The 22,510-nt window shown below is 71.1% G+C and carries 10 protein-coding genes and 1 pseudogene; 7 read left to right on the top strand and 4 right to left on the bottom strand.

Annotated elements, in window-relative coordinates; translation table 11 throughout:
• The first annotated feature begins 29 nt into the window (after positions 1-29).
• From OG844_RS03580 to OG844_RS03570, 3 genes are all read left to right on the top strand, one after another.
• Positions 30-10,970 carry an amino acid adenylation domain-containing protein gene (locus OG844_RS03580; RefSeq protein ID WP_406388039.1) on the top strand — a complete coding sequence of 3,647 codons (10,941 nt, stop codon included), beginning with the start codon at positions 30-32 and terminating at the stop codon, positions 10,968-10,970.
• Complete coding sequence (locus OG844_RS03575; protein ID WP_406388037.1) at positions 10,957-12,657, top strand: ABC transporter ATP-binding protein; 1,701 nt, start codon at positions 10,957-10,959, stop codon at positions 12,655-12,657. The genes OG844_RS03580 and OG844_RS03575 overlap by 14 nt, the downstream gene beginning before the upstream one ends.
• A gap of 188 nt (positions 12,658-12,845) precedes the next feature.
• The gene (locus OG844_RS03570; RefSeq protein WP_406388036.1) at positions 12,846-13,508 is read left to right on the top strand and encodes a lysophospholipid acyltransferase family protein; all 663 of its coding nucleotides are present in this window, start codon (positions 12,846-12,848) and stop codon (positions 13,506-13,508) included.
• Positions 13,509-13,640: 132 nt separating this feature from the next.
• On the opposite strand, the gene OG844_RS03565 is transcribed toward OG844_RS03570, so the two are convergent.
• Entirely contained in the window at positions 13,641-14,747 is a 1,107-nt protein-coding gene (locus tag OG844_RS03565) for an alpha/beta hydrolase-fold protein (protein ID WP_406388035.1), read from the bottom strand.
• Positions 14,748-14,948: 201 nt separating this feature from the next.
• Here OG844_RS03565 and OG844_RS03560 point away from each other — a divergent pair, with 201 nt between their 5' ends.
• On the top strand, positions 14,949-15,161 hold the full coding sequence (locus OG844_RS03560; RefSeq protein WP_406388033.1) for an MbtH family protein: 213 nt from the start codon (positions 14,949-14,951) through the stop codon (positions 15,159-15,161).
• 168 nt (positions 15,162-15,329) lie between these two features.
• Positions 15,330-15,848, top strand: a complete 519-nt coding sequence (locus tag OG844_RS03555) for a GNAT family N-acetyltransferase (protein ID WP_406388032.1) — start codon at positions 15,330-15,332, stop codon at positions 15,846-15,848.
• A gap of 186 nt (positions 15,849-16,034) precedes the next feature.
• Here OG844_RS03555 and argB read toward each other — a convergent pair whose 3' ends face one another.
• From argB to OG844_RS03540, 3 genes and pseudogenes are all read right to left on the bottom strand, one after another.
• Positions 16,035-16,976: an acetylglutamate kinase gene (argB, locus tag OG844_RS03550; RefSeq protein ID WP_406388031.1), complete on the bottom strand. Its 942-nt coding sequence runs from the start codon at positions 16,974-16,976 to the stop codon at positions 16,035-16,037.
• Positions 16,973-17,626 (bottom strand): isochorismatase family protein, encoded by a 654-nt coding sequence (locus tag OG844_RS03545; RefSeq protein ID WP_406388030.1) that lies wholly within the window; start codon positions 17,624-17,626, stop codon positions 16,973-16,975. The genes argB and OG844_RS03545 overlap by 4 nt, the downstream gene beginning before the upstream one ends.
• An 861-nt stretch (positions 17,627-18,487) precedes the next feature.
• A pseudogene (locus tag OG844_RS03540) lies at positions 18,488-18,855 on the bottom strand (VOC family protein).
• Positions 18,856-19,485: 630 nt separating this feature from the next.
• Between OG844_RS03540 and OG844_RS03535 the strand changes: the two are divergent.
• On the top strand, positions 19,486-20,739 hold the full coding sequence (locus OG844_RS03535) for an MFS transporter (protein ID WP_406388029.1): 1,254 nt from the start codon (positions 19,486-19,488) through the stop codon (positions 20,737-20,739).
• Between the two features lie 156 nt (positions 20,740-20,895).
• Entirely contained in the window at positions 20,896-22,341 is a 1,446-nt protein-coding gene (gene argG, locus OG844_RS03530; protein WP_406388027.1) for an argininosuccinate synthase, read from the top strand.
• Positions 22,342-22,510: the final 169 nt, after the last annotated feature.

Raw genomic sequence — 22,510 nt, 5'->3', positions numbered from 1 at the left:
CATACCTTGGAAGGGACACTGAGTCTTCGATGATGGATCCGAACGCTCGACTCGTACTGCTTTCTCCCGCGAGCCTGGCCGACGTGCGCCGGCGGACCGGTAACCGCTCCGACAGGACCATCGCCGAAGCGTGCGCCATCGGTCTCTCGTACTGGGCGACCGGACTGGGGCCCGACGGCATCGACCTCACCCCGGGGACCCTGTTCGCGGATGTGCTCGGGTGGGTCGACAACGGCGGTTCCGTGCCTGCCGGTTGGGAGGTGGGCGCGGACGGCCGGAGCATTGCCGTCCCCGAAGGCGTGCTGCCGGCCGAGGCCCAGCTCGCTCTGGACGACCTCGCCGACTTCCCGGACCGGCCCATCGGCAGCATCGGCCCGTCCGGCCCGGCGGCGCGGATCGAAGCCCTGGCCGAGTGGAACGACACCGAGGCCGCGCGCATCCGCCCGACCATGGTGGAGATGTTCCGCGAGCAGGCGCGGGCCAGGCCCGACGCCGTCGCCGTCGTCGACGAGAACCGGTCGCTGACGTATCGCCAGGTGGCCGAGCTGTCGGGTCAGCTGGCCCACCATCTGATCGAACGCGGACTCACCGCCGAACAGGTCGTCGGTATATCCCTCGGCCGCTCCGCCGACATGGTGATCGGGCTGCTCGGCGTGCTCCAGGCAGGCTGTGCGTTCGTGCCGCTGGATCCGCAGTGGCCCGCCGCACGCCGCGCCGTCGTCGTCGAGGACGCCCGGGTCGTGCTGCAGCTCAACGACACGGGCGAGCACAACCCGGGTGAACCCGAAGCCGTGGCCGTGGACCTCGACGACTGGAAGTTCGCTTCCTGCCCCGTCGAGGGCCCCGAGGTCACCGTCCCCGGCGACGCCCTGGCGTACGTGATCTTCACGTCCGGTTCCACCGGGCGGCCCAAGGGCGCGATGATCCGGCACGAAGCGATCAGCGAGCGCCTGCTGTGGCAGGTCGACGAGATCCTGCGCTTCGGCCATGACGACGCGTCACTCTTCAAGGCCCCGCTGTCCTTCGACATCTCCATCAACGAGATCTTCCTGCCGCTGGTGTCCGGCGGCAGGCTGGTGGTCCTGCGGCCCGGCGGCGAACGAGACCCGCACCACCTGCTGAGCGTGATCGCCGAACACCGCGTCACCTTCACGTACCTGGTGTCGTCCATGCTGGACGTGCTGCTCGAGATCGCGGGCGACTCCGGTCGGCTGGACAGCCTGCGGCACGTGTGGTGCGGCGGAGAAGTCCTGACCCCGGAGCTGTACGAGCGCTTCCGCACCCGGCTCGACATCCCCATGTACCACGGTTACGGCCCGGCCGAGACCACGATCGGCGTCAGCCACGTCATCTACCGGGGCGAGGCGGAACGCTTGTCGACATCGATCGGCAAGGCCAACCCCAACACCCAGCTCTACGTGCTCGACGACGAACTGCGCCCCGTCCCCGTCGGCGTCGGCGGCGAACTGTACGTCGGCGGATTCCTCCTGGGGCGCGGCTACGTCAACGCGGCCGGCCTGACGGCGTCCCGGTTCGTGGCCAACCCCTTCGCGGGGGACGGGTCCCGGCTGTACCGGACCGGTGACCTCGCGCGCTACGCCCCGGACGGGTCGCTGGACTTCCTCGGACGTGCCGACAACCAGATCAAGATCCGCGGTATGCGTCTGGAGATCGAGGACGTCGAGGCCGGTCTCGCGGAGCACCCCGGGGTACGGCACACCTGCGTCGTCGCCAAGAAGAACACGGCGGGCGGCACCTACCTCGTGGGGTACGTGATCCCGGCCGCCGGCAGCGAGGACCTGCGCGCCGAAGAAGTCAGGGCGTGGGCCGTCGAGCACATGGTGGAGTACATGGTGCCCGCCCACACCGTCGTGATGAAGGAGTTCCCGCTCACCGCGAACGGCAAGCTCGACCGCAAGGCCCTGCCCGAGCCCGTGATCGGGACCGGCGCGATCGTCCCGCCCGCCACCGAGAACGAGCGCGTGCTGTGCGCGACGGTCGCGGCGGTGCTGCGGCTGGACGAGGTCGGCGTCGACCAGGACTTCTTCCGGCTCGGCGGAGACAGCATCCTGGCCATCTCCCTGCTCAGCGCGCTGCGCGAGGCGGGCCTCTACGTCACGGCACGTCAGATCTTCACCAACAGTGTCGTGGGCGCGCTGGCGGCGGTGGCGAGCCGCGAGGACGTCTCCACGGTGCAGCACAGCGATGTGGCGACCGGTTCCGTCGTCGGTTCGCCCATCGTGCAGTGGCTCGGCGAGACCACGGACGCCGTCGACGGCTTCGTGCAGTCGATGGTCCTGAACACCCCGGCGGACCTGACAGCCGGAGCCCTGGACGAGATCCTCACCGCCGTGGTCGGACGCCACGACATGCTGCGCGCCAAGCTGGTGCGCGGTGAACGCTGGAGCTTCGACATCCCCGAGGCGGCACCGGCCGCCGCGGTGTGGCAGGAGAGCGACCGTCCGCTCGACGCCTGCGTGGAGCTCGCCACCGACGGGCTCGACCCGGACGACGGCGTGATGCTGCGAGCCGTCTGGCGACGGGAGTCCCGCCAGCTGGTCGTCGTCGTCCACCACCTGGTGATCGACGGTGTGTCCTGGCGTGTCCTGATGGAGGACCTGGCCACGGCGTGGCGCCAGATCTCCTCGGGCGAACCGGTCGAACTGCCCACGGTGGGCACGTCGTTCCGGCGCTGGACCGAACTGCTCGGGCGCGCGGACTTCGACGCGGACCGTGCCTACTTCGAGCGCCCCCTGCCGGGAGCGGACGCACCCGTGGGCAGGCGCGCGCTGTCCGCAGCCGACACCGTGGTTCAGGAGCGGACCCGGACCGTCTCCGTCGGTCCCGAGGTCACGGCCGCGCTGCTGGGCGAGATTCCCGCGAAGTTCCACGCGGGCGTCAACGACGTCCTGCTGACCGCGCTCGCCGTCTCCCTCGCCCGGTGGCGCCGCGACCTCGGGCAGGACCAGACGTTCGCGCACATCGAACTCGAGGGCCACGGCCGCGAAGGACGGTTCGTGGCGGCCACCGCCGGCTTCGAGCCGGAACTGTCACGAACCGTGGGCTGGTTCACCACCCTGTTCCCGGTGACCGTCGACCCGGGCGCGGCAGCCGACCCCACGGCACCCGAGTACCTGGCCGCAGCACTCAAGGCGGTCAAGGAAGACCTCGCCAGGGTGCCGAGCAACGGCGTCTCCTACGGTGCCCTGCGCTACCTGGCCGGTACCGGGTTCGACGCGCCCGCACCCCAGGTGCTGTTCAACTACCTGGGACGCTTCGACTCCGGCGCGACCGGCGACTGGCAGCCCGCGGGCACCACCGGGCAACTGGGCGAGAAGCGCGACCCGAGGATGCGTCTGCCGCGCTCCCTGGAGTTCAACGCGATCGCCGAACCCGCGTCGACCGGCGAGTACGAGCTGGTCACCACCATCTCCTGGCCCGACGGAATGTTCACCGACGAGGACATCGCGACCGTCGGCGAGTACCTGCGGGTGGCGCTGGCCGGACTGGCCGCCCTCGACCAGGGCGGCCACTCTCCCAGCGACTTCGCCCTGGTGCCGCTCACGCAGCCCGACGTCGACGCCCTGGACGGCCCGGAGCTGCGGGACATCCTGCCGCTGACCCCGCTGCAGGAGGGCCTGTACTTCCACTCGGTCTTCGACGACGACTCGGCGGGCAGCTACGTCGAGCAGCAGTTGCTGACGCTGGAGGGCGAGGTGGACGCCGACCGGCTCACGGCCGCGGCCACCCGGCTGCTCACCCTGTACCCGAACCTGGCCGCCAGGTTCGTGGCCCTCGCCGACGGCCGTGTGGTCTCCGTGCTGGAGAGCGGCGCCCGGGCGCCGTTCACCACGCTGGACCGCCCGGGAATCACCGACGACGAGATCCGCGAATACGCCGAGCGGGACCGCCGCGCCGGATTCGACCTCGCCACCGGCCCGCTGATGCGGTACACGCTCATCCGCGCGGGCTCCGGACGGAACGTCCTGGTGCAGACCGTGCACCACATCATCGCCGACGGCTGGTCGGTGCCGCCGATGCTCCGTACGCTGCTGGCCGAGTACCACCGGCCGGGGACCGTGTACCGGATCGGCGGATTCCCCGACTACGTGCACTGGCTCGCAGGACGCGACGACGACGAGAGCGACCGCGTGTGGCGCGAGCAGCTCGCGGATCTTCCCGGCCCCTCACTGGTCGCCGAAGGGCACACCCCCTCCGACCGGTTCACCGACATCGCCGTGGAGCCGACGGACGACGTCGACGCGGCAGCCCGGGCGGCCGGCGTGCCGCTCAGCGTGGCCGTGCACAGCGCCTGGGCGGTGACGCTGGGCGGCATCCTGCAGGGCAAGGACGTGGTGTTCGGTTCCACGGTGTCCGGGCGCGACGCGGATGTGCCCGGCATCGGGGACATGGTGGGCCTGTTCATCAACACGATCCCCGTGCGCGCCCGGTGGGAGGCCGCCACCACGGCGGGCGACCTCCTCGCCTCCGTACGGGAACACCAGAGCGCGGTGCTGCCGCACCAGCACGTCTCACTGGCGAGGATCGGCCGGCAGACAGGCGCCGGTTCCCGTTTCGACACCCTGGTGGTGTTCGACGTCGCGACCGATGTGGACGCCCTGCGGGGACCCGACGACGAGCTGGTCATCGCCGACATCGTGAACGAGGGCGCCCCGCACTACCCGTTGACGCTGGTGGTGGAGCGCGCACTCGAGGGCCGTCCGCGCTTCAACCTCATCTACGACGGTGAGCTGCTGCGTGAAACGAGCGCCCAGGCCGTCCTGAGCACCTTCACCCGGACCCTCACCGGGCTCCTCACCCGTCCGGACGCCCCGGTCGACGACCTGGCAGCCGACGACGCCCGACGCCCCGCGCCGATCACCCCGACGACCCTGGGCGCACTGTTCGACGCCGCCGCGCACCGCGACCCGGCCGCCACCGCCGTCACCCAGTGCGCGCTCGACGGCAGCACCAGGTCACTGACCTACGGCGAACTGGAGGCGGCGAAGAACGAGCTGGCCGCATCGCTTCGAGCGGCCGGTGTCGGACCGGGCAAGCGCGTGGCCGTCGCCGTCCCCCGTTCCCTCGAGCAGGTCGTCGCCCTCGTCGCGATCGTCTCCGCGGGCGGCGCGTACGTGCCGCTGGACCTGGCGTACCCGGACGAACGGCTGGAGTACATCCTCTCCGACGCCGCTCCGCAGGTTGTTCTCGTCGACCGTGAGCAGCGGGACCGCTTCACCGACCTGCTCACCCGTGAGGGACTGTCGGCCCGCGTGCTCGTCCAGGGGGACGAGCTGTCGCAGGCGGACGGGCTGCCCCAGGACACCGCCGCGCCCGCGGCCGGCTGGTACGACCCGGCATACGTGATCTACACGTCCGGATCGACCGGCAGGCCCAAGGGCGTCGTCGTCCCGCACTCGAGCGTGGTGACGCTGCTCGCGAACACCCGGCCCGACATGGACTTCGGCCCGCGCGACGTGTGGGTCCAGTTCCACTCCTACTCCTTCGACTTCGCGGTCTGGGAGCTCTGGGGCGCGCTGGTGCACGGGGGAGAGCTCCTGGTGCCGGAGTACGCCCTGACCCGCTCCCCGGTCGACTTCCACCGGCTGGTCCAGGAGCGCGGAGTGACCGTGCTCAACCAGACCCCGTCGGCGTTCCACCGGTTCGTGGAGGCCGACCGGCACGCCGGCGGACCGGCCACCGCACTGCGCCGGATCATCTTCGGCGGAGAGGCACTGGATCCCGTGCGGCTGCGCGGCTGGGTCGACCGGCACGGCACCCGTTCGCCCGAGCTGGTCAACATGTACGGCATCACCGAGACCACCGTCCACGTCACCCACCGGGTGCTCACCGACGAGGACTTCGGCGAGGACGTCAGCCCGATCGGCGGTCCGATCCCCGGTCTGGCCACCTACCTGCTCGACGACCGGCTCCGGCCGGTACCGCCGGGCCGGGTCGGCGCCATCTACGTCGCCGGTGACCAGGTGTCCCTCGGCTACCTGGGCAGGCCCGGACTCACCGCCGGCCGGTTCGTCGCGGACCCGTTCGCGGGCGACGGCTCCCGCATGTACCACACGGGCGACCTCGCGCTCCGCACGCTCGACGGCGAGCTGGAGTTCGCCGGCCGCGCCGACGACCAGGTGCAGCTCAAGGGATTCCGTATCGAACTCGGCGAGGTGGAGGCCGCGATCCGGGAACTCGACGGCGTCGTCGACGTGGCTGTCACCGTGGCGGAGGGCGGCGACCACCTCGTCGCGCACGTCGTGGGACGGGTGCCCGGCGACCTCACCGGCCTCCTGTCGGCGAAGCTGCCCGTGCACATGGTGCCCGGGCGGGTGCTGCCGGTCGACGTCCTGCCGCTGACGGTCAACGGCAAGCTGGACCGGAAGGCCCTGACCGAGCGCGCCGCACAGGACGACACCTCCGTGGCCGCGGGCGAATCCGCACGCGCCGCACAGGACGGCACCCCGGTGGCCGCGGGCGAGTCCGCGCTCGCCGCACTGGTCGGCATCTTCGCCGAGACGCTGCCCGGCTCCGCGGACGTGGACGGTGACACCGACTTCTTCATGGCCGGGGGCGACAGCATCGTCGCCATCACCGTGATCAACCGGGCCAGAGCGCTCGGACTCCCGATCGCGCCACGCGACGTGTTCCTCCTCAAGACACCGCGCGCGCTCGCCGAACACCTGGAGACGCGCACGCCGCGGACCGCGTCCGCCGAGCCCGTGCGCCGTGAGGACGGCCCGCTGTCGCCGACGCCGATCATCCTGCGCCAGCGGGAACTGGGCGCCTCACTCGCCCGGTTCGCCCAGGCCAGGGCGCTGGTGGCGGCCGAGGGCACCGGGTTCGCCGACGCCGAGCGCGCCGCCCGCGCGGTCGTGGCCGCGCACCCCGCCCTCCGGTTGCGGCTGAGCGTCGAGCACGGGGTGTGGGCACTGCGCACCGAACCCGCCCGGGAGGTCAGCGTGCTGCGGACGGACACGGACGACGCGACTGCCGCGGCGAACGACGCGGCCGGGCGCCTCGACCCCGAGTCCGGGGAGGTGATCGCCTTCTCCTGGCTCGAGGCGAGCCGCACCCTGGTGGTCACCGTGCACCACCTGGCCGTCGACTCGGTGTCCTGGCTCATCCTGCTGGACGACCTGGCCGCCGCCATGGGCGGTGCCCCGCTCGCACCGCCGACCACGTCCTACGCCGAGTACGCCGAAGCGCTGAGCTCCGGGTCCTCCCACGCGACGGACGCCCTCGGGCACTGGATCACCACGCTCCGGGCCCCGGCGCTGCTGCCCGCCGTCGAGGGTCTGCACGAGACCACCGTCGTACTCGCCGCCGACGTCAGCGACCGCGTGACGCGTACCGCCCCCTCCGTACTGGGCGTCGGTCTCACCGAGTTGCTGTGCGGCGCGCTCCGGACCGCGCTGACCCAGGTCCAGCCCTCGCCGACCGATCTCGCGATCGAGCTGGAGCGGCACGGCAGGGTCCCGGCGCTGGAGCACCACGACTACACCCGTACGGTCGGCTGGTTCACCTCCATCGCACCGGTGCGGCTCACGGCGCACACCGACCCCGTCGCGGCGGCGCGCGAACTCGCCGAACGCCAGCCGGACGAGCTCGGCCACGTCGCCTACGGTCGGCTCAGGTACCTCAACCCTCAGACGGCCCCCCTGCTGAACGCCCGCCCTCAGGTGCTGTTCAACTACCTCGGGCGGGGCAGCGAGTCCCGGGCGCTGCACATCACCGGCGGGGACCAGGGCAGCCCGTACGCCGTCGAGGTCAACGCGTGGACCGACGACGCCACCGGAAGCCTGCACGCGGCGTTCACCCTCGCCGACGGCATCCCCGACGAGATCGCCGTGCACTGGCTGGGCGCGCTGCAGCGCACCGCCGAGGCCTCCGCGACGGCCGAGCGCACGGCACCGGTCACCCCGCTCCAGAGGGGCCTGTTCTTCCAGGCCCAGATGGCGGGCGAAGCCGGACACTACGTCGCACAGAGCTACTTCACCTTCGACCGGCGCCTGGACACCGACGCGCTGGCCGAGGCGATGGCGCACGTGATCGCGCGGCACCCGGTCGTGGGCGCCGGCTTCACCACCGACGCCAACGGAAACCCGGTCCAGGTCCTCAAGGCGGGCCGACGGGTCGATGTCCGCACGGTCCGTCCCGAGACGGAAGCGGACGTGGAAACACTGCGCACCCGCGACCGTGACACGGGATTCGACCCGGACGAGCCGCCGATGGTCCGGCTGACCGTGGTCCGTCTGCCCGACGACCGCGACGGACTGCTGCTCAGTTACCACCTGCTGCTGTGGGACGGCTGGTCCCGCGAGATCCTGCTGCGGGACCTGTTCGACGCCTATCAGGCCGTCCTCGCCGGCGAACCGCTGGACGCGACACCGGTCACGCCCGGATTCGAGGACTACGCCCGGACGCTCGACGCCAGGGACCCCGCCGTATCGGAACGCTTCTGGGCGGAGCACCTGGCCGGCCTCACCGGCCCGACGCTCCTCGCCGGACCGAACCCGTCCCTCACGGACGACCTGCCGCGCGCACTCGTGCACCAGATGTCCGCCGAGCAGTCGGAACTGCTGCGGGAAGCGGCCAGGGCGCACGGAGTCACGCTGAACTCGGTGCTGACCGGCGCGTTCGGCCTCCTGCTGGGCGCGCACACGGGCCGGAGCGACGCCGCGTTCGGCGTGACCGTCTCCGGCCGTGAGGGCGAGGGGCTGTCCGACATCGTCGGCGTACTGCTCAACACCGTGCCCATGTGGACGCGGGCACGGCCGGACGACACCGTCGGTGAGTACCTCTCGGCCGTCCAGGCGGCCAGGGTCGCTGCGATGGACCACGAGCACCTGGGACTCGGCGAGATCCAGCGGGCCAGCGGGCACGACACGCTGTTCGACAACCTGTTCGTGCTTCAGAACTTCCTGGACATGGACGCGTTCGCCGAGATGAACGCCAGGCACGGCATCACCTCGGTGAAGGCCGACGACTCGACGCACTACCCGTTCACCTGGGTCGTCACCCCCGGCGACCGGCTCACCGTCAAGCTGGAGCACCGCGACGGCGACACCGACAACGCCCGTCGTCTCCTCGACGACTACCTGCGCGTGCTCGAGGACCTGGCCCGTTCCACAGGCCCGGTCGGCGCACTGCCCGGTCCGGTGTCCCGTCCCGAGCCCGCCGGGCGTACCGACGTCGGTACGGACACCGTCGTCGACCGGTTCGACCGGGCGGCCGACCGTGACCCGCAGCGGGTCGCTCTCGTCGCACACGGCTCGACCATGACGTTCGCCCAGCTCCGCGACCGCAGCCGCGCACTGGCGGGCGTACTCGCCGGGCGCGGCATCGGCCCGGAGACGGCCGTGGGCCTCGCGGTCCCGCGCTCCCTCGACTCGATCGTGGCACTGTTCGCCGTACTGCGCGTCGGTGCGGCGTACGTGCCGCTGGAGCTCGACCACCCGGACGAGCGAATCGCCGCGATCGTCGAGGAGGCCCGCCCGAAGGTGATCCTCACCGTGAGCGCCGTGTCGCCCAGGCTGACCGGTGACCTGATCGAGCTCGACCGTCCGCTGCCCGAGGCCGAACCGTTCGTGACGTTCGCGCCGGACGCCCCGAACCGACTGCGGCACCCCGCGTACACGATCTTCACCTCCGGATCGACCGGAAAGCCCAAGGGCGTGGTGACGGAGTACGCCGGGCTCACCAACATGCTGATCAACCATCAGCGCCGGATCTTCGAGCCGGTGCTGGCGGAGCACGAGAACAGGGTCTTCCGGATCGCACACACCGTGTCGTTCGCCTTCGACATGTCGTGGGAGGAACTGCTGTGGCTCGCCGACGGCCACGAAGTGCACATCTGCGACGAGGAACTGCGCCGCGACGCGCCCCGTCTGGTCGAGTACTGCCTCGAGCACGGGATCGACGTCATCAACGTGACCCCGACCTACGCGCAGCAACTGGTGGCCGAGGGCCTGCTCGACAACCCCGAACGGCGGCCCGCGCTGGTGCTGCTGGGCGGCGAGGCCGTCACGCCGAGGCTGTGGCAGAAGCTCGCCGAGACCGAGGGGACCGTCGGCTACAACCTGTACGGTCCCACCGAGTACACCATCAACACCCTCGGCGTCGGCACCTTCGAATGCCAGGACCCGGTGGTCGGCGTCGCGATCGACAACACCGAGGTGTACGTCCTCGACCCGTGGCTGCGGCCCCTGCCGGACGGAGTTCCCGGGGAGCTGTACGTGTCGGGGATCGGCATCGCGCGCGGCTACCTCGGCCAGCCCGCCCAGACCGCGCACCGGTTCGTCGCCTGCCCGTTCGGCGAACCCGGCGAGCGCATGTACCGCACCGGGGACCTGGTGGTCCGGCGTCCCGACGGGAACCTGATGTACCTGGGCCGCACCGACCAGCAGGTCAAGATCCGGGGACACCGGGTCGAGCTGGGCGAAGTGGAGGCCGCGTTCGCGGCGCACCCGGCGGTGCGTTTCGCCGCAGCCGTCGCCCAGCCCGCCCCGGAGGTCGACGGAGCGTACCGGCTGGCCGCCTACCTCGTACTCGGTGACGCGGGCCTGGCCACGGTCGCGGCCGAAGTGGGCGCCGCACTGCCGGACTTCCTGCGCCCGACGCACTACGCCCAGGTCGGCAGCATCCCGCTGACGGTGAACGGGAAGGCCGACACCAAGGCCCTCCCGGAAGCCAAGCCCTTGGGCGTGCTGACCACGGCGGGGGAGCGCGGTCCGGAGACCGAGACCGAGACCGTGGTGTGCGAGTTCTTCGCCGAGGCACTGGACCTGGACGATGACGAAGTGAGCGCGGTGAGCGACTTCGTGTCACTCGGAGGACACTCCATGCTGGCGGTGCGGCTGATCGGGCTGCTCCGCCGGGAGTACGGTCCCGTGATCACGATCCGTGACCTGCTCGAACTGCGAACCCCGGAAGCGATTGCCAGCCACCTTGATGACAACTCCTGACACCCAGCGGCCCCGGCAGGGGGCCGACATCCTTCGGACCGCCCTGCGGCGCAACGTCGGCGCCATGACCAGGGGCACCGTCCTCATGGGCATGTACCAGGCCGGCGAGACCGCGTTCCCCATCGCGCTCGGCCTGATCGTCGAACACTCCTTGCAGGAGCGGAGCCTCGGCTCGCTCGGCCTGTCCATCGCCGCGCTGGCCGTGATCATCACGACCGTGTCGCTGTCGTGGCGGTTCGGGATGCGTGTTCTGCAGCAGGCGAACACGACGGAGGCGCACCGCTGGCGGGTGCGGGTCGCGGCCTGCGGGCTCCAGCCGGTGGCCAGGGACGTCGACCTGAAGTCCGGCGAGGTGCTGACCATCGCCACCGAGGACGCCGACCAGACCGCCGACATCATCGAGGTGGTGCCGCTGCTGATCAGCTCGCTGGTCGCGGTGGTGGTCGCGGCGGTCGCGCTGGGCCTGGCCGACATCCGGCTCGGCCTGCTCGTGATCGTGGGAACCGTCGCGATCCTGTCGATCCTGAGCGTGATGTCCAAGCGGATCGGCGCAAGCACCCAGGAACAGCAGGCCAGGGTGGCGCGGGCGGGGGCGAAGGTCGCCGACCTCATCACCGGCCTGCGCCCGCTGCACGGCTTCGGCGGCAACCACGCGGCGTTCCTCTCCTACCGGAAGGTCAGCACGGAGGCGAAGCACCAGGCGATCACCGTCGCCAAGGTGAACGGCGCGTACGCCGGCACCGCACTGGCGCTCAACGCGGTCCTCGCCGCCGCTGTGACCCTGACATCCGGATGGCTGGCGTTCGAAGGGCAGATCAGTATCGGGGAGCTCGTCATGGCCGTGGGGCTGGCGCAGTTCATCATGGAACCGCTCAAGATGTTCTCGGAGATGCCGAAGTACGTGATGATGGCGCGCGCCTCGGCCGAGCGGATGGCCCTGGTACTGGCCGCCCCGCCGGTGACGACCCCGGGGCCGGAACGCCCGGCCGCGGGCGGGGACCTCGAGATCGACTGCGTCCGGTACGGGACGCTGCGCAAGCTCAAGTTCCGGGTCCCGGCGGGCGAGTTCGTGGCCATCGCCGCCTACCAGCCGCGCGCGGCGGCCGACTTCGCGTCGATCCTCGCCGTGAACGTCCCGCCCCAGGCGTACGAGGGAGCGGTACGGGTCAGCGGGCACGAGATCGCGGACCTGTCGGTCGAGGCCGTCCGTGAGCACATGCTGGTGAACCCGTACGACGGGGAGATCTTCGCGGGCACCCTCCGTACGAACATCGACCCGTCGGGCACCAGCCCGATGGTTCCCGAGGCGGTCGAGGCGTCGATGCTGACCGACGTGGTCGCCCTCCACCGCGAAGGGCTCGACCACGGCGTCCGCGACCGCGGTGCGAACCTCTCCGGTGGGCAGCGCCAACGGCTGTCCCTGGCCCGCGCCCTGGCCGCCGACTCCGACATCCTGGTACTGCACGATCCGACGACAGCCGTCGACGCGGTCACCGAACAGCTCATCGCACGCAACATCGCGAAGATGCGCCGCGGCCGCACCACCGTCGTGTTCACCAGCAGCCCGGCGCTCCTGGACGCAGCCGACCGTGTCCTGGTCCTGGACGACGGGGTCATCACCGCCGAGGACACCCATCGCAATCTGCTCGCCACGAACGAGGACTACTGCCTGGCCGTGGCGCGTTGAGCGGCAGGGTCTCCCGTACGGACGGGAGACCCTGCCGCCCGGGTCCCGCGCGTCGTGCGGCGGGGAACCCCGGCGCCGAGGGACTGGGTATCCGGCGGGCTGCCGGCTGAGCACCGGTACTCAGGCCCGCGGCACTCTTCCGGACCACGATGGGGATCACCATCGTCCGAGTCCGGGAGGACCCGCCCATGCTCAGTCGCCTCGCCGGCGCCCTGGTGCCTGCCGTCGGCAGACTGACGGTCACCACCGACAGCGACGTCCGCTTCGCCCCGGGCAGCATCATCGCCGCCAACCACAGCTCACTGGCCGACCCGGCCGTGGTCCTCGCCGCGCTGCGCCGTCTCGGCGTCGAGCCTGTCGTCCTCGCGGCCGCAGGTCTCTGGCGCATCCCCCCGCTCGGGCGTGCGCTCGCCCATGACGGGCACATTCCCGTCCACCGGCACGACGCCCGCGCCGGCGACGCCCTCGACGGCGCCGCCGAGGCCCTTGCCCGAGGACGTCTGGTCCTGATCTACGCCGAGGGCGGTATCCCGGACCGCAAGGACGCGGGAGAAGCAGCCCCGGAAGCCTTCCGCAGCGGGCTGGCCCGCCTCGCCCACCGAGCGGGAGCCCCAGTGATCCCCCTGGGACAGGCCGGGTCCCGCCGAATCGTGTCAGGAAGCCCGCTCAAGCAGCTCGCGGGCCTGGGCACCGCCCCGCTGCGCAGGCCGGGTCTCCACGTCCACGTCGGGGCGCCGGTCATGTTGACGGGCGACCTGCCGAACCGCACCGAACATGCCCGTGCGGCGGTGACCGGCGCCTGGCGGGAGGCCGCCGAACGTCTCGGCGAACCGGTCGTCCTGGCCGCGTGAGCAGTGCGTCGGCACACCGTACGTGAGCCGGCGCGCCCCACCGCTTCGAGGGGCCGCGTCGGCGCCCTGGGCGTGTAGGAGACCAGGAGCGGTGCCCGGCAGCGTCGTTCCCGTGAGCCTTTCAGCCCTGGCCTAGGCGAGCGCCCAGGAGACGTCTCTGAGCAGGGCGTGCCGCCAGCCCGCCCGGTCGTGCTCCGACGGCGACCGGGAAATCCGCACAGTCGCACCGGCCTGTTCGGCCAGGGTCTCGACGAGCCCGCAGTGGGGCAGCATCCGCGTCTCGTGTTCCCCCACGTCGAACGCGACCCGCAGACCGGACAGGTCGGAGTGCTCCCGCAGGCGCGCCGCGATGGCACCGCCCTCCGGGCCACCGAACGGGTCCGGCCGGTCCGGTGCATCGGGCGTCCACCAGAACGACCCGGACTGGCAGGCGACACGGGACACCAGGTCCGGGAACTCCAGTGCCGCGTACATCGCGCTCAGTCCGCCGAGGCTCTGCCCGGCGACCACCAGCCGGTCCGGGTCGGCGGGCACGCCGGACTCCGCCACCAGCGGCAGAAGTTCGTCCCGGACCGCCTCCCACAGTCCGGGGCCGCACCCGAACTCGGCTTTCCTGTCCTTGGCCGGCAGGAAGACGAGAGTGACGGGAGGCATCTCACCACTGGCGACGGCCGCGTCGAACGCGGTCATGGCCGGGTGCAGATACAGCCAGTCGTCCCCATCGAGGAGCAGTACCACCGGCCCGCCGCCGCTCACCGGGTGGACCCGCACCGTGCGCCGTCCGCCCAGCCGTTCGCTTGCCCAGCGGATCCGGGTGCGGGGGACGGGCAGGACGTCGTCGGCGCCGATCAGCGGCCAGTGAGGCTGGGCCGGAGCGTCCGGGGTCGCGGCGATGGAGCGGTCGCCGCCGGCACCGACCGGGTTGAACGGGTCGGCGTACGCCGCGTCGTCGGCCAGGAACTGGTAGGTCACCCGCAGCCGCGCGGGCATGCGGACCTCGGCGTACCAGCAGTCCGTGTCGCCCCATCGGCTCAGGGGTGTCGAGTCCGACCAGCTCTCGAAGCCGATGCTCGCCCCGGTCCCGCGCCGGAGGAACAGGGTCACCCAGCCGCCGTCGTCGGCGGGGACCGACGCGGGTGTCCGCGCCGCCGCCCAGAACTCGTCGCTGCCGGGCCTGCCGGGCAGTCCGTACGCGGCGAAGGCGTCCTCGGCGGGGACCCGTTCGATCACCGGTCGCATGAACGTCTCCTTGTGAGAGGGATATTGAAAGGCTAAGCTCGACTCGATTAGGTGAGCCTAACCTAATGGTGGCCTCCCCTTCCATCCTGATCCACCTCCTGAACGGGCTGGTGATCGCGTTGCGGGAGCACCACACGCGGACCTGATTCACACTCTCGGCGAGGCTGTCACCGGCCCGTCGGCCCGAGGAGGCAATGACACATGAGTACCAACCCCTTTGACGACCCCGAAGGCCGCTTCCTGGTCCTGGTGAACGACGAGGGTCAGCACTCGCTCTGGCCGTCCTTCGCCGAGGTGCCCGGGGGGTGGGTGATCCTCTTCGAGGAGAACACCCGTGACGCGTGCCTGGAGTTCATCGAGGACCGCTGGACGGATCTGCGACCCACGTCCCTCGCGGAGTCCATGGACGCCTGACCGCCTCGTGGCGAGGAGCTGCCGGGCTGTCCGTCCGCGCTGAAGGGACAGCAGGGCGGCACGGGATTGGACTCACAACTTAGGTAAGGCTAACCTAATCTCGCTTGTTGTGTCGGAGTTGCACGGCGACGAGCCGTTCTTCGAAACGGAACCGAGGAAGGGAAAGCCTTGATCACGGCCACGCCGCGTCCCGCCCCGCTGTCGCCTGCGCTCCTCGCGCCGACGCCCTCCGTGCGTTGCGCCCGTGAGGGGGACGCTGCCGCACTCGCCGGACTGTCCCGGCCCTTCATGCGCTCGGGGGCGCTGCGGGAGCGGCCCGCCTCGCTCTACGCCACCCACGCGGCCGACTTCCTCGTCATGGAGGCCGCAGGCCGCGTCGACGGCTGCGTGGGTCTGCGCGTGCACCCGGCGGAGCCGGGGGAGTGCCGCGGATCCGCGGGCGTTCTGTACAACTTCTGCGTGGCCGCGCACAGTCAGGGACACGGAGTGGGGGCCGCGCTCCTGCGTGCGGTCGTGGCCATGGCGCGCGCCCAGTCGCTCGGTGCCCTGTTCACGGCGACGACCGGCGATGGCGCCCTGTTCCTCCGCTACGGCTTCGCGCCCTCGACCGCGCGCCTGGCACCCCGGCCCTGGGCGGATTCCCTGGACCCCCGGCGCAACGCAAGGATCCTCGCCAGGGTCCTGTGACCGTCGGCCCGGCGGTACCCGCCCCCCGGACTTCACCGCGCGATCGCGCCGGTGAAGTCCGGCTGCGTATGCCGGGATTCGGTTCAGGTGGTGCTGATCCCGCCCCGGTTCGGGGCCGGGAACAGGGTGCCGCGGGCGCCCGTCCCGCGCTCCCGCGTCACAGGAGCGGTACGTCACCCGCTGCGGTCATCCAGCCTGTCCGTCGTGGTCCGGGCTGTCGTCAGGGACCACCGTGGTGCCGGGGCCGGTCTCGCCGAGTACGCCACGCAGGACCGCGTGCGGCACGCGGCCGTCGAGTACATGAGCGGTGCGCACGCCGCCGCGCACGGCTTGCAGGCAGCCTTCCATCTTCGGCAGCATCCCGCTCGCCAGTCCCGGCAGCATCTTGTCCAGTGCGTCGGCCGTCAGACGCTCGATCACCTCGGTGCTGTACGGCCAGTTCGCGTACAGCCCCTCCACATCGGTGAGGACCACCAGGCGTTCGGCTTCGAGGGCCACTGCCAGGGCCGACGCCGCGAGATCGGCGTTGACGTTGTAGACCTGTCCGTCCTCGCCGCGGGCCACGGGGGAGACCACCGGGATGTGCCCCTGGTCGAGGAGTGTGCGCACCATGCCCGGGTTCACGTCCACGATGTCGCCGACGAGACCGATGTCCACCGGCCGGCCGTCCACCCAGGCGGGTCGGCGCACGGCCGTCATCGTGTGCGCGTCCTCGCCCGTCATCCCCACCGCGAACGGCCCGTGGTCGTTGATGTGGCCCACCAGTTCCCGCTGGACCCGGCCGGTCAGCACCATGCGGACCACCTCCATCGTCTCCGGCGTGGTCACCCGCAGGCCCGCCTCGAAGCGGGTCTCCAGGCCCAGGCGGTCGAGCATCGCGCTGATCTGCGGCCCGCCCCCGTGCACGACGACCGGGCGCAGACCCGCGCGCCACAACTCCACCACGTCCTGGGCGAACGTCCGCTGCAGGCTCTCGTCGACCATGGCGTTGCCGCCGAATTTGATGACGACCGCGGAGCCCCGCCGTTCCGGCCGGAGAAGCAGCCCACCGGACCGGTCCGCCTTCGCGAGCTCCGTGACGACCGGTCTCATCGCTGCCCCTGCTTTCTTGAATTCACGAGTGGTCACGCGTTCTTCGGCTCCCGGTGCGGGACAAGATCACGCAGCGGACGGTCCGTCGCGCAGACCACGCCGCTGTCCGCCGCCCAGCCCAGGGCCAGGGAATGGCGCTCGGCGGAGAGGTCGGCCACCGCGTCGGCGACGACGAACGGCTGGATGTCGTTCATGAGGGCGTCCGCGGCCGTCAGCAGGACGCCACGGTGTGCGTGCAGCCGGCAGACGATGAGCTGGTCGCGGGCCGGTGAACGCAGCAGCCTGCCCAAATGGCTGCGGAGGGAGGCGTTGGGGCGCACGCGGGCCAGCAGGTGCTCGCCTGCGCGAGGTGCGAGAGGCTCGATGATCGCGGCGGGTCCGGATCGTCCCCGATACCCGATCCCCACAGTTCGCCGACGAGCCCGCGCTGCCCCGGTGGTTGTCCGGCCGGTTCGGCCGAGAAGACGACCCGGTATGCCCAGCGTCCCCGCGAGTTCCCGGAGCGCCACGATGTCGTCGACGAGCTCCACCACGGGGGAGAACACTGCCGAGAACATACCGACGAAGTGGTTCTGCATGGTGTGGACCAGCAGTGCGGCACGTTCGGGATCGATTCTCCGTGCGGCACGTGAGCGGGGAAGGGCGGCGGCCGGCATCGGGTAGGAGCCGGCGCTGGGCAGGCCCATGGGCGATTTCCCCCTCCCTGATGACGCGTGCACGACCGTGTGCGAACTCCACGGTTCCTTAGATTAGCCTAACCTAACTTACTAGTGGGTTGATCCAGGCCGCCCGGCCCTCGACTCACCTCAGGACCGCGGGAGTTCGGCCCGAACCGTGTCGGCGGCCGCTGCCATGCAATCCAGTGACGCAAGCCGCCGCACTCGCCGTCCTCGCCGCCGCGCCCCGGGCTTCCGGTCCCGACCTCTGGTGCCCGATCCGGACACCAGTCGCCGCGAGGTGGTCCGGTACGAGGGCCGTCCGGCCGAGCTGTTCGCGAACGCCCGCGCGGACGTGCCGACGTTCTTCGCGTGGGACAGGGCCCGCCGCCGCGGCACGGTGCTGTTCATCCACGGGCCAGGGTCTGCCCCTGCTGGACCCGCGCGGGGATCTGTCGCGTACACGCGCAGAGGCGCGCGCGGCACTCGCGGCCGGGGGCTCCTCCGTCGACCCCGGCGGAATGGGAGCAAGGCCGCTACGGACTCACCTGCTGGATGGACGACCTGGCCGACGCCCCGTCGGCCGGCCGGTACGAACAGCTTGCGCTCGCCGACTTCACCCTGCGCGAGGCGGCCCATCTGCTGACTGCCCACCACAACGCGTGGGCCGGCACCGGGAAGTGGTCGCCGCGCAGAATGCTCGGCGCTGATCCCGTACGGGGCAAATGCCCTGCCGGACGGCCACAAGGCCGTTGCCGAACTCGGCGGCCCCGCCCCGTTGGCGGCTGCGGTCGAGCAGGTTCTCGACCTGGTCGGCGGACCGTTGAGGGAGGGCTACTCGCACCGCCGGCCGATGTGGTCCACCCCGGCCTCGCCGTTCGTTCTCCGGCGTCAGGCCCCGGTCAGGCAGAAGGGATGCCCGGCCGGGTCGGTGAAGACACGCCACCTGTCTCCGCCCGGCTGGTGCTCCGGTTTGGACGCACCCAGCTCCAGCAGCAGGGTCTCCGCCTCGTCGAGGTCCTCGACCGTGAAGTCGAGGTGGCTCTGCTGCGGCACGGTTTGCCCGGGTCACCGCGGAGCCCGGTAGCCATCGACGCGCTGGAAGCCGATGACGAGGCCGTCCGTGCGGGTGACGCCGGCGAAGTCGGCGTGGGAACCGGGGTGAAGCTCAATTCCGTGGCCTCCCGATAGAACGCGGCCATCGCCTCGGGATCGGCGCAGTCGAGTGTGATCGCCGTCAGCTTCATCTGCGGGGGCATGGAAACTCCGTGACGTCCGGGACGAGGAGGACTCGAACTCGTCGGCTGCCAGACGGTATTGACCAGTTCCAGGCTGCGCGCGCCGATTAGTCTCTCGCGCCTCGTTCCTTGTATCGAACCCATCGTTCGGAGAGATCGCGCGTCCTCTGTCGGACGCGATCGATTCCCGTCGGACTGTTGTTACGCGGCGAAGGGAGGCCACTGGAAGACGAAGGCGGCGCACCTCTTCGGCCGGTAGGCCGAGCTCCAGCGTCCGGCGATCGTGTGGACGGCCGCTGAGATACGCGTCGAGCAACTCCGACGGGGCGGGGCCCACGTCCAGTGATCAGCGTCAACTCGCGCATGTCTGGAGCCCGTTGACACTCCAGGGGGAACTTTCTAAGGTTGCGGCCGAGGGTGGAGAGCGCTCTCTTTCCGTATCGCGACGATTCCGGTCCAGCTCGCCGGGGCCGGCCGGACACCGCGCACGCGGTCGTAGTCCTCCGGCTGACGAGCCACTCCCGTGCACGCCCTCGGACCCACGGGAACCGGTCTGCGCAATTCCCCGCACGAGGAAGACGCACCGGCGGACAACCGGATCCCCGAAGCGGGACAGCAGAACAGGCGCGTCAACGGATGGAGATGCCTCGCGTGAACCCGAAGCTCGAAGCGCGTCGCTCACTGGTGCGGGCGCGTGTTGCCACGTCCTTGCTGTTCCTGCTGTTCGGTACAGCCCTCGGCTGCTGGACCAGTCGTATCCCCGCGATCAAGAGCGACCTCGGGCTGGGTGACGGACTGCTCGGCCTTGCCCTGCTGGCCTTCGCCGTGGGTGCCATCGTCGGGATGATGGGCCTGGGGAGACTCGTCGACCGCTGGGGGAGTACGCGTGTCATGGTGCCGACGGCCCTCCTCGAAGGGCTGCTGCTCATCCCTCCGGCATTCATGCCGACGCTGGTCACCCTCATGGCGGCGCTCTTTCTCTTCGGCCTCGTCCACGGCACCCTGAACATCGCGATGAACGCGAACGGGATCGAGGTCCAGCGGGCATGGGGCCGCCCGATCGTGTCGTCGTTCCACGCCGTCTACAGCATCGGCGGCTTCCTGGGCGCCGCGATCGGCGGGCTCTTCGCCCATCAGGACCTGAGCCCCGAGGCCACCTTCGCCGCCGTGGGTGCCGGTGTGGTGCTGCTCGCGGTGTGGGCCGCGGGGTGGGCCCTGCCGCAGGATGTCCCGCCGACATCGCCCGTGCCTGCGACAGGGGCCGGTGGTGGGGGTGTCTCGCGCTCGTACTACCTCCTGTTCCTCGGAGCGCTGGCCATGTGCACGCTGGTGGGGGAGGGCACCGCTGCGGACTGGAGCGCCGTCTACCTGCACGAGAGCCTCGGCAGCGCGCCGGCCTTCGCCACGGCGGCGTTCGCCGCGTTCTCGGTCACCATGACGGTCGGGCGACTGCTCGGTGACCGGCTGGCCGAGCGGTTCGGGCCCGTGCGGCTCGTACGCGGCTGCGGGGTTCTGGCCTCGGTGGGCATGACCGCTGCCCTGCTGATCGGCCACCCGGTGGCCGGCGTCATCGGGTTCGCATGCCTGGGTGCCGGGATGTCCTGCATCGCTCCACAGGTCTACTCGGCCGCGGGGCAGCGTGATCCCGAACGCGCCGGAGCGGCGCTGTCCCTCGTCGTCAGCCTCGGGTACGTCGGCTTCCTCATCGGCCCACTGGTGATCGGCGGAGTCAGCACCATCACGGGACTCCCGGTGGCCCTCGGCATTCCCGCGCTCCTGATCCTGTTCGTGGTGCTCGGTGCCTCCGTCCTGCGTCCCCCGGGGGTGGCTGCTCCGGCACCCGTTGAGGAGAAGCCGCACCACGATGCCGACCGTTCCGGACTTGCCTCCGGCGGCGGAGGCTGAGCGCGCCGTACGTTTGCTCCCAGTGCGAGGAGCCCTCGACGCCCGTAGCCGCCGGGGCCGATGCATCAGGCCTCGCGGACCTGGTGTCCGTGCAGGACCGAGCGGGCCGCGCGCCCGGGTTTTGCATGGGCATGCGAGATGATGCATAATCTTCCTATGTCTAAGGTCCTCACCTCCCTTCCCGCCGGCGAGCGTGTCGGCATCGCCTTCTCGGGCGGTCTCGATACCTCGGTCGCGGTCGCGTGGATGCGCGACAAGGGCGCCATCCCGTGCACCTACACCGCCGACATCGGCCAGTACGACGAGCCCGACATCGGCTCCGTGCCCGGCCGTGCGCAGGCTTACGGTGCCGAGATCGCGCGCCTGGTCGACTGCCGTGCGGCGCTGGTCGAGGAGGGCCTGGCCGCACTCACGTGCGGCGCGTTCCACATCCGCTCGGGCGGGCGCGCCTACTTCAACACGACGCCTCTCGGCCGTGCCGTCACGGGCACCCTGCTGGTCCGCGCGATGCTCGAGGACGACGTCCAGATCTGGGGCGACGGCTCGACCTTCAAGGGCAACGACATCGAGCGGTTCTACCGCTACGGCCTGCTGGCCAATCCGCACCTGCGGATCTACAAGCCCTGGCTCGACGCGGACTTCGTCACCGAGCTCGGCGGCCGCAAGGAGATGTCGGAGTGGCTCCTCGCCCACGACCTCCCCTACCGCGACAGCACCGAGAAGGCCTACTCCACCGACGCCAACATCTGGGGCGCAACCCACGAGGCGAAGACCCTGGAGCAACTCAACACCGGCGTGGAGACCGTCGACCCCATCATGGGTGTGCGGTTCTGGGACCCCTCCGTCGAGATCGCCACCGAGGACGTGACGATCGGCTTCGACCAGGGCCGCCCGGTGACGATCAACGGTGAGAAGTTCGCCTCCCCCGTCGACCTGGTGATGAAGGCGAACGCCATCGGCGGCCGGCACGGCATGGGCATGTCGGACCAGATCGAGAACCGGATCATCGAGGCCAAGAGCCGCGGCATCTACGAGGCGCCGGGCATGGCCCTGCTGCACGCCGCGTACGAGCGCCTGGTCAACGCCATCCACAACGAGGACACCCTCGCCCAGTACCACAACGAGGGACGGCGCCTCGGACGGCTGATGTACGAGGGCCGCTGGCTGGACCCGCAGGCGCTGATGGTGCGCGAGTCGATCCAGCGCTGGGTCGGCACGGCCGTCACCGGCGAGGTGACACTGCGGCTGCGGCGCGGCGAGGACTACTCGCTCCTGGACACCACGGGCCCGGCGTTCAGCTACCACCCGGACAAGCTGTCCATGGAGCGCACCGAGGACTCGGCGTTCGGCCCGGTCGACCGGATCGGCCAGCTCACGATGCGCAACCTCGACATCGCCGACTCGCGCGCCAAGCTGGAGCAGTACGCCGGACTCGGCCTGATCGGCACCGCCAACCCGGCCATCGGTGCCGCCCAGGCGGCCGCGACCGGCCTGATCGGCACCCTGCCGGAGGGCGGCGCCGAGGCCATCGCCTCCCGCGGCGAGGTCTCCGACGACGACGAGATGCTGGACCGCGCCGCGATGGAGTTCGGCACGGACTGACCGGCTCCGCCGAGCGGAAGACTTGGCACCCCCGCGGGGGTCGCACCACCGGACAGGCCGGCTCGGCGCCCACAGCGCCGAGCCGGCCTGCGCCGTTCGGCCCCGCGTCCCGGCGCAGCCCTGTGTGGTGCAGGGTCGGCCGGGTGCCGCACAGGCCGAGCCCGTTCGC

The sequence above is a fragment of the Streptomyces sp. NBC_00887 genome, from assembly GCF_045207585.1.
This window is presented reverse-complemented; position numbering and strand designations above follow the sequence as displayed.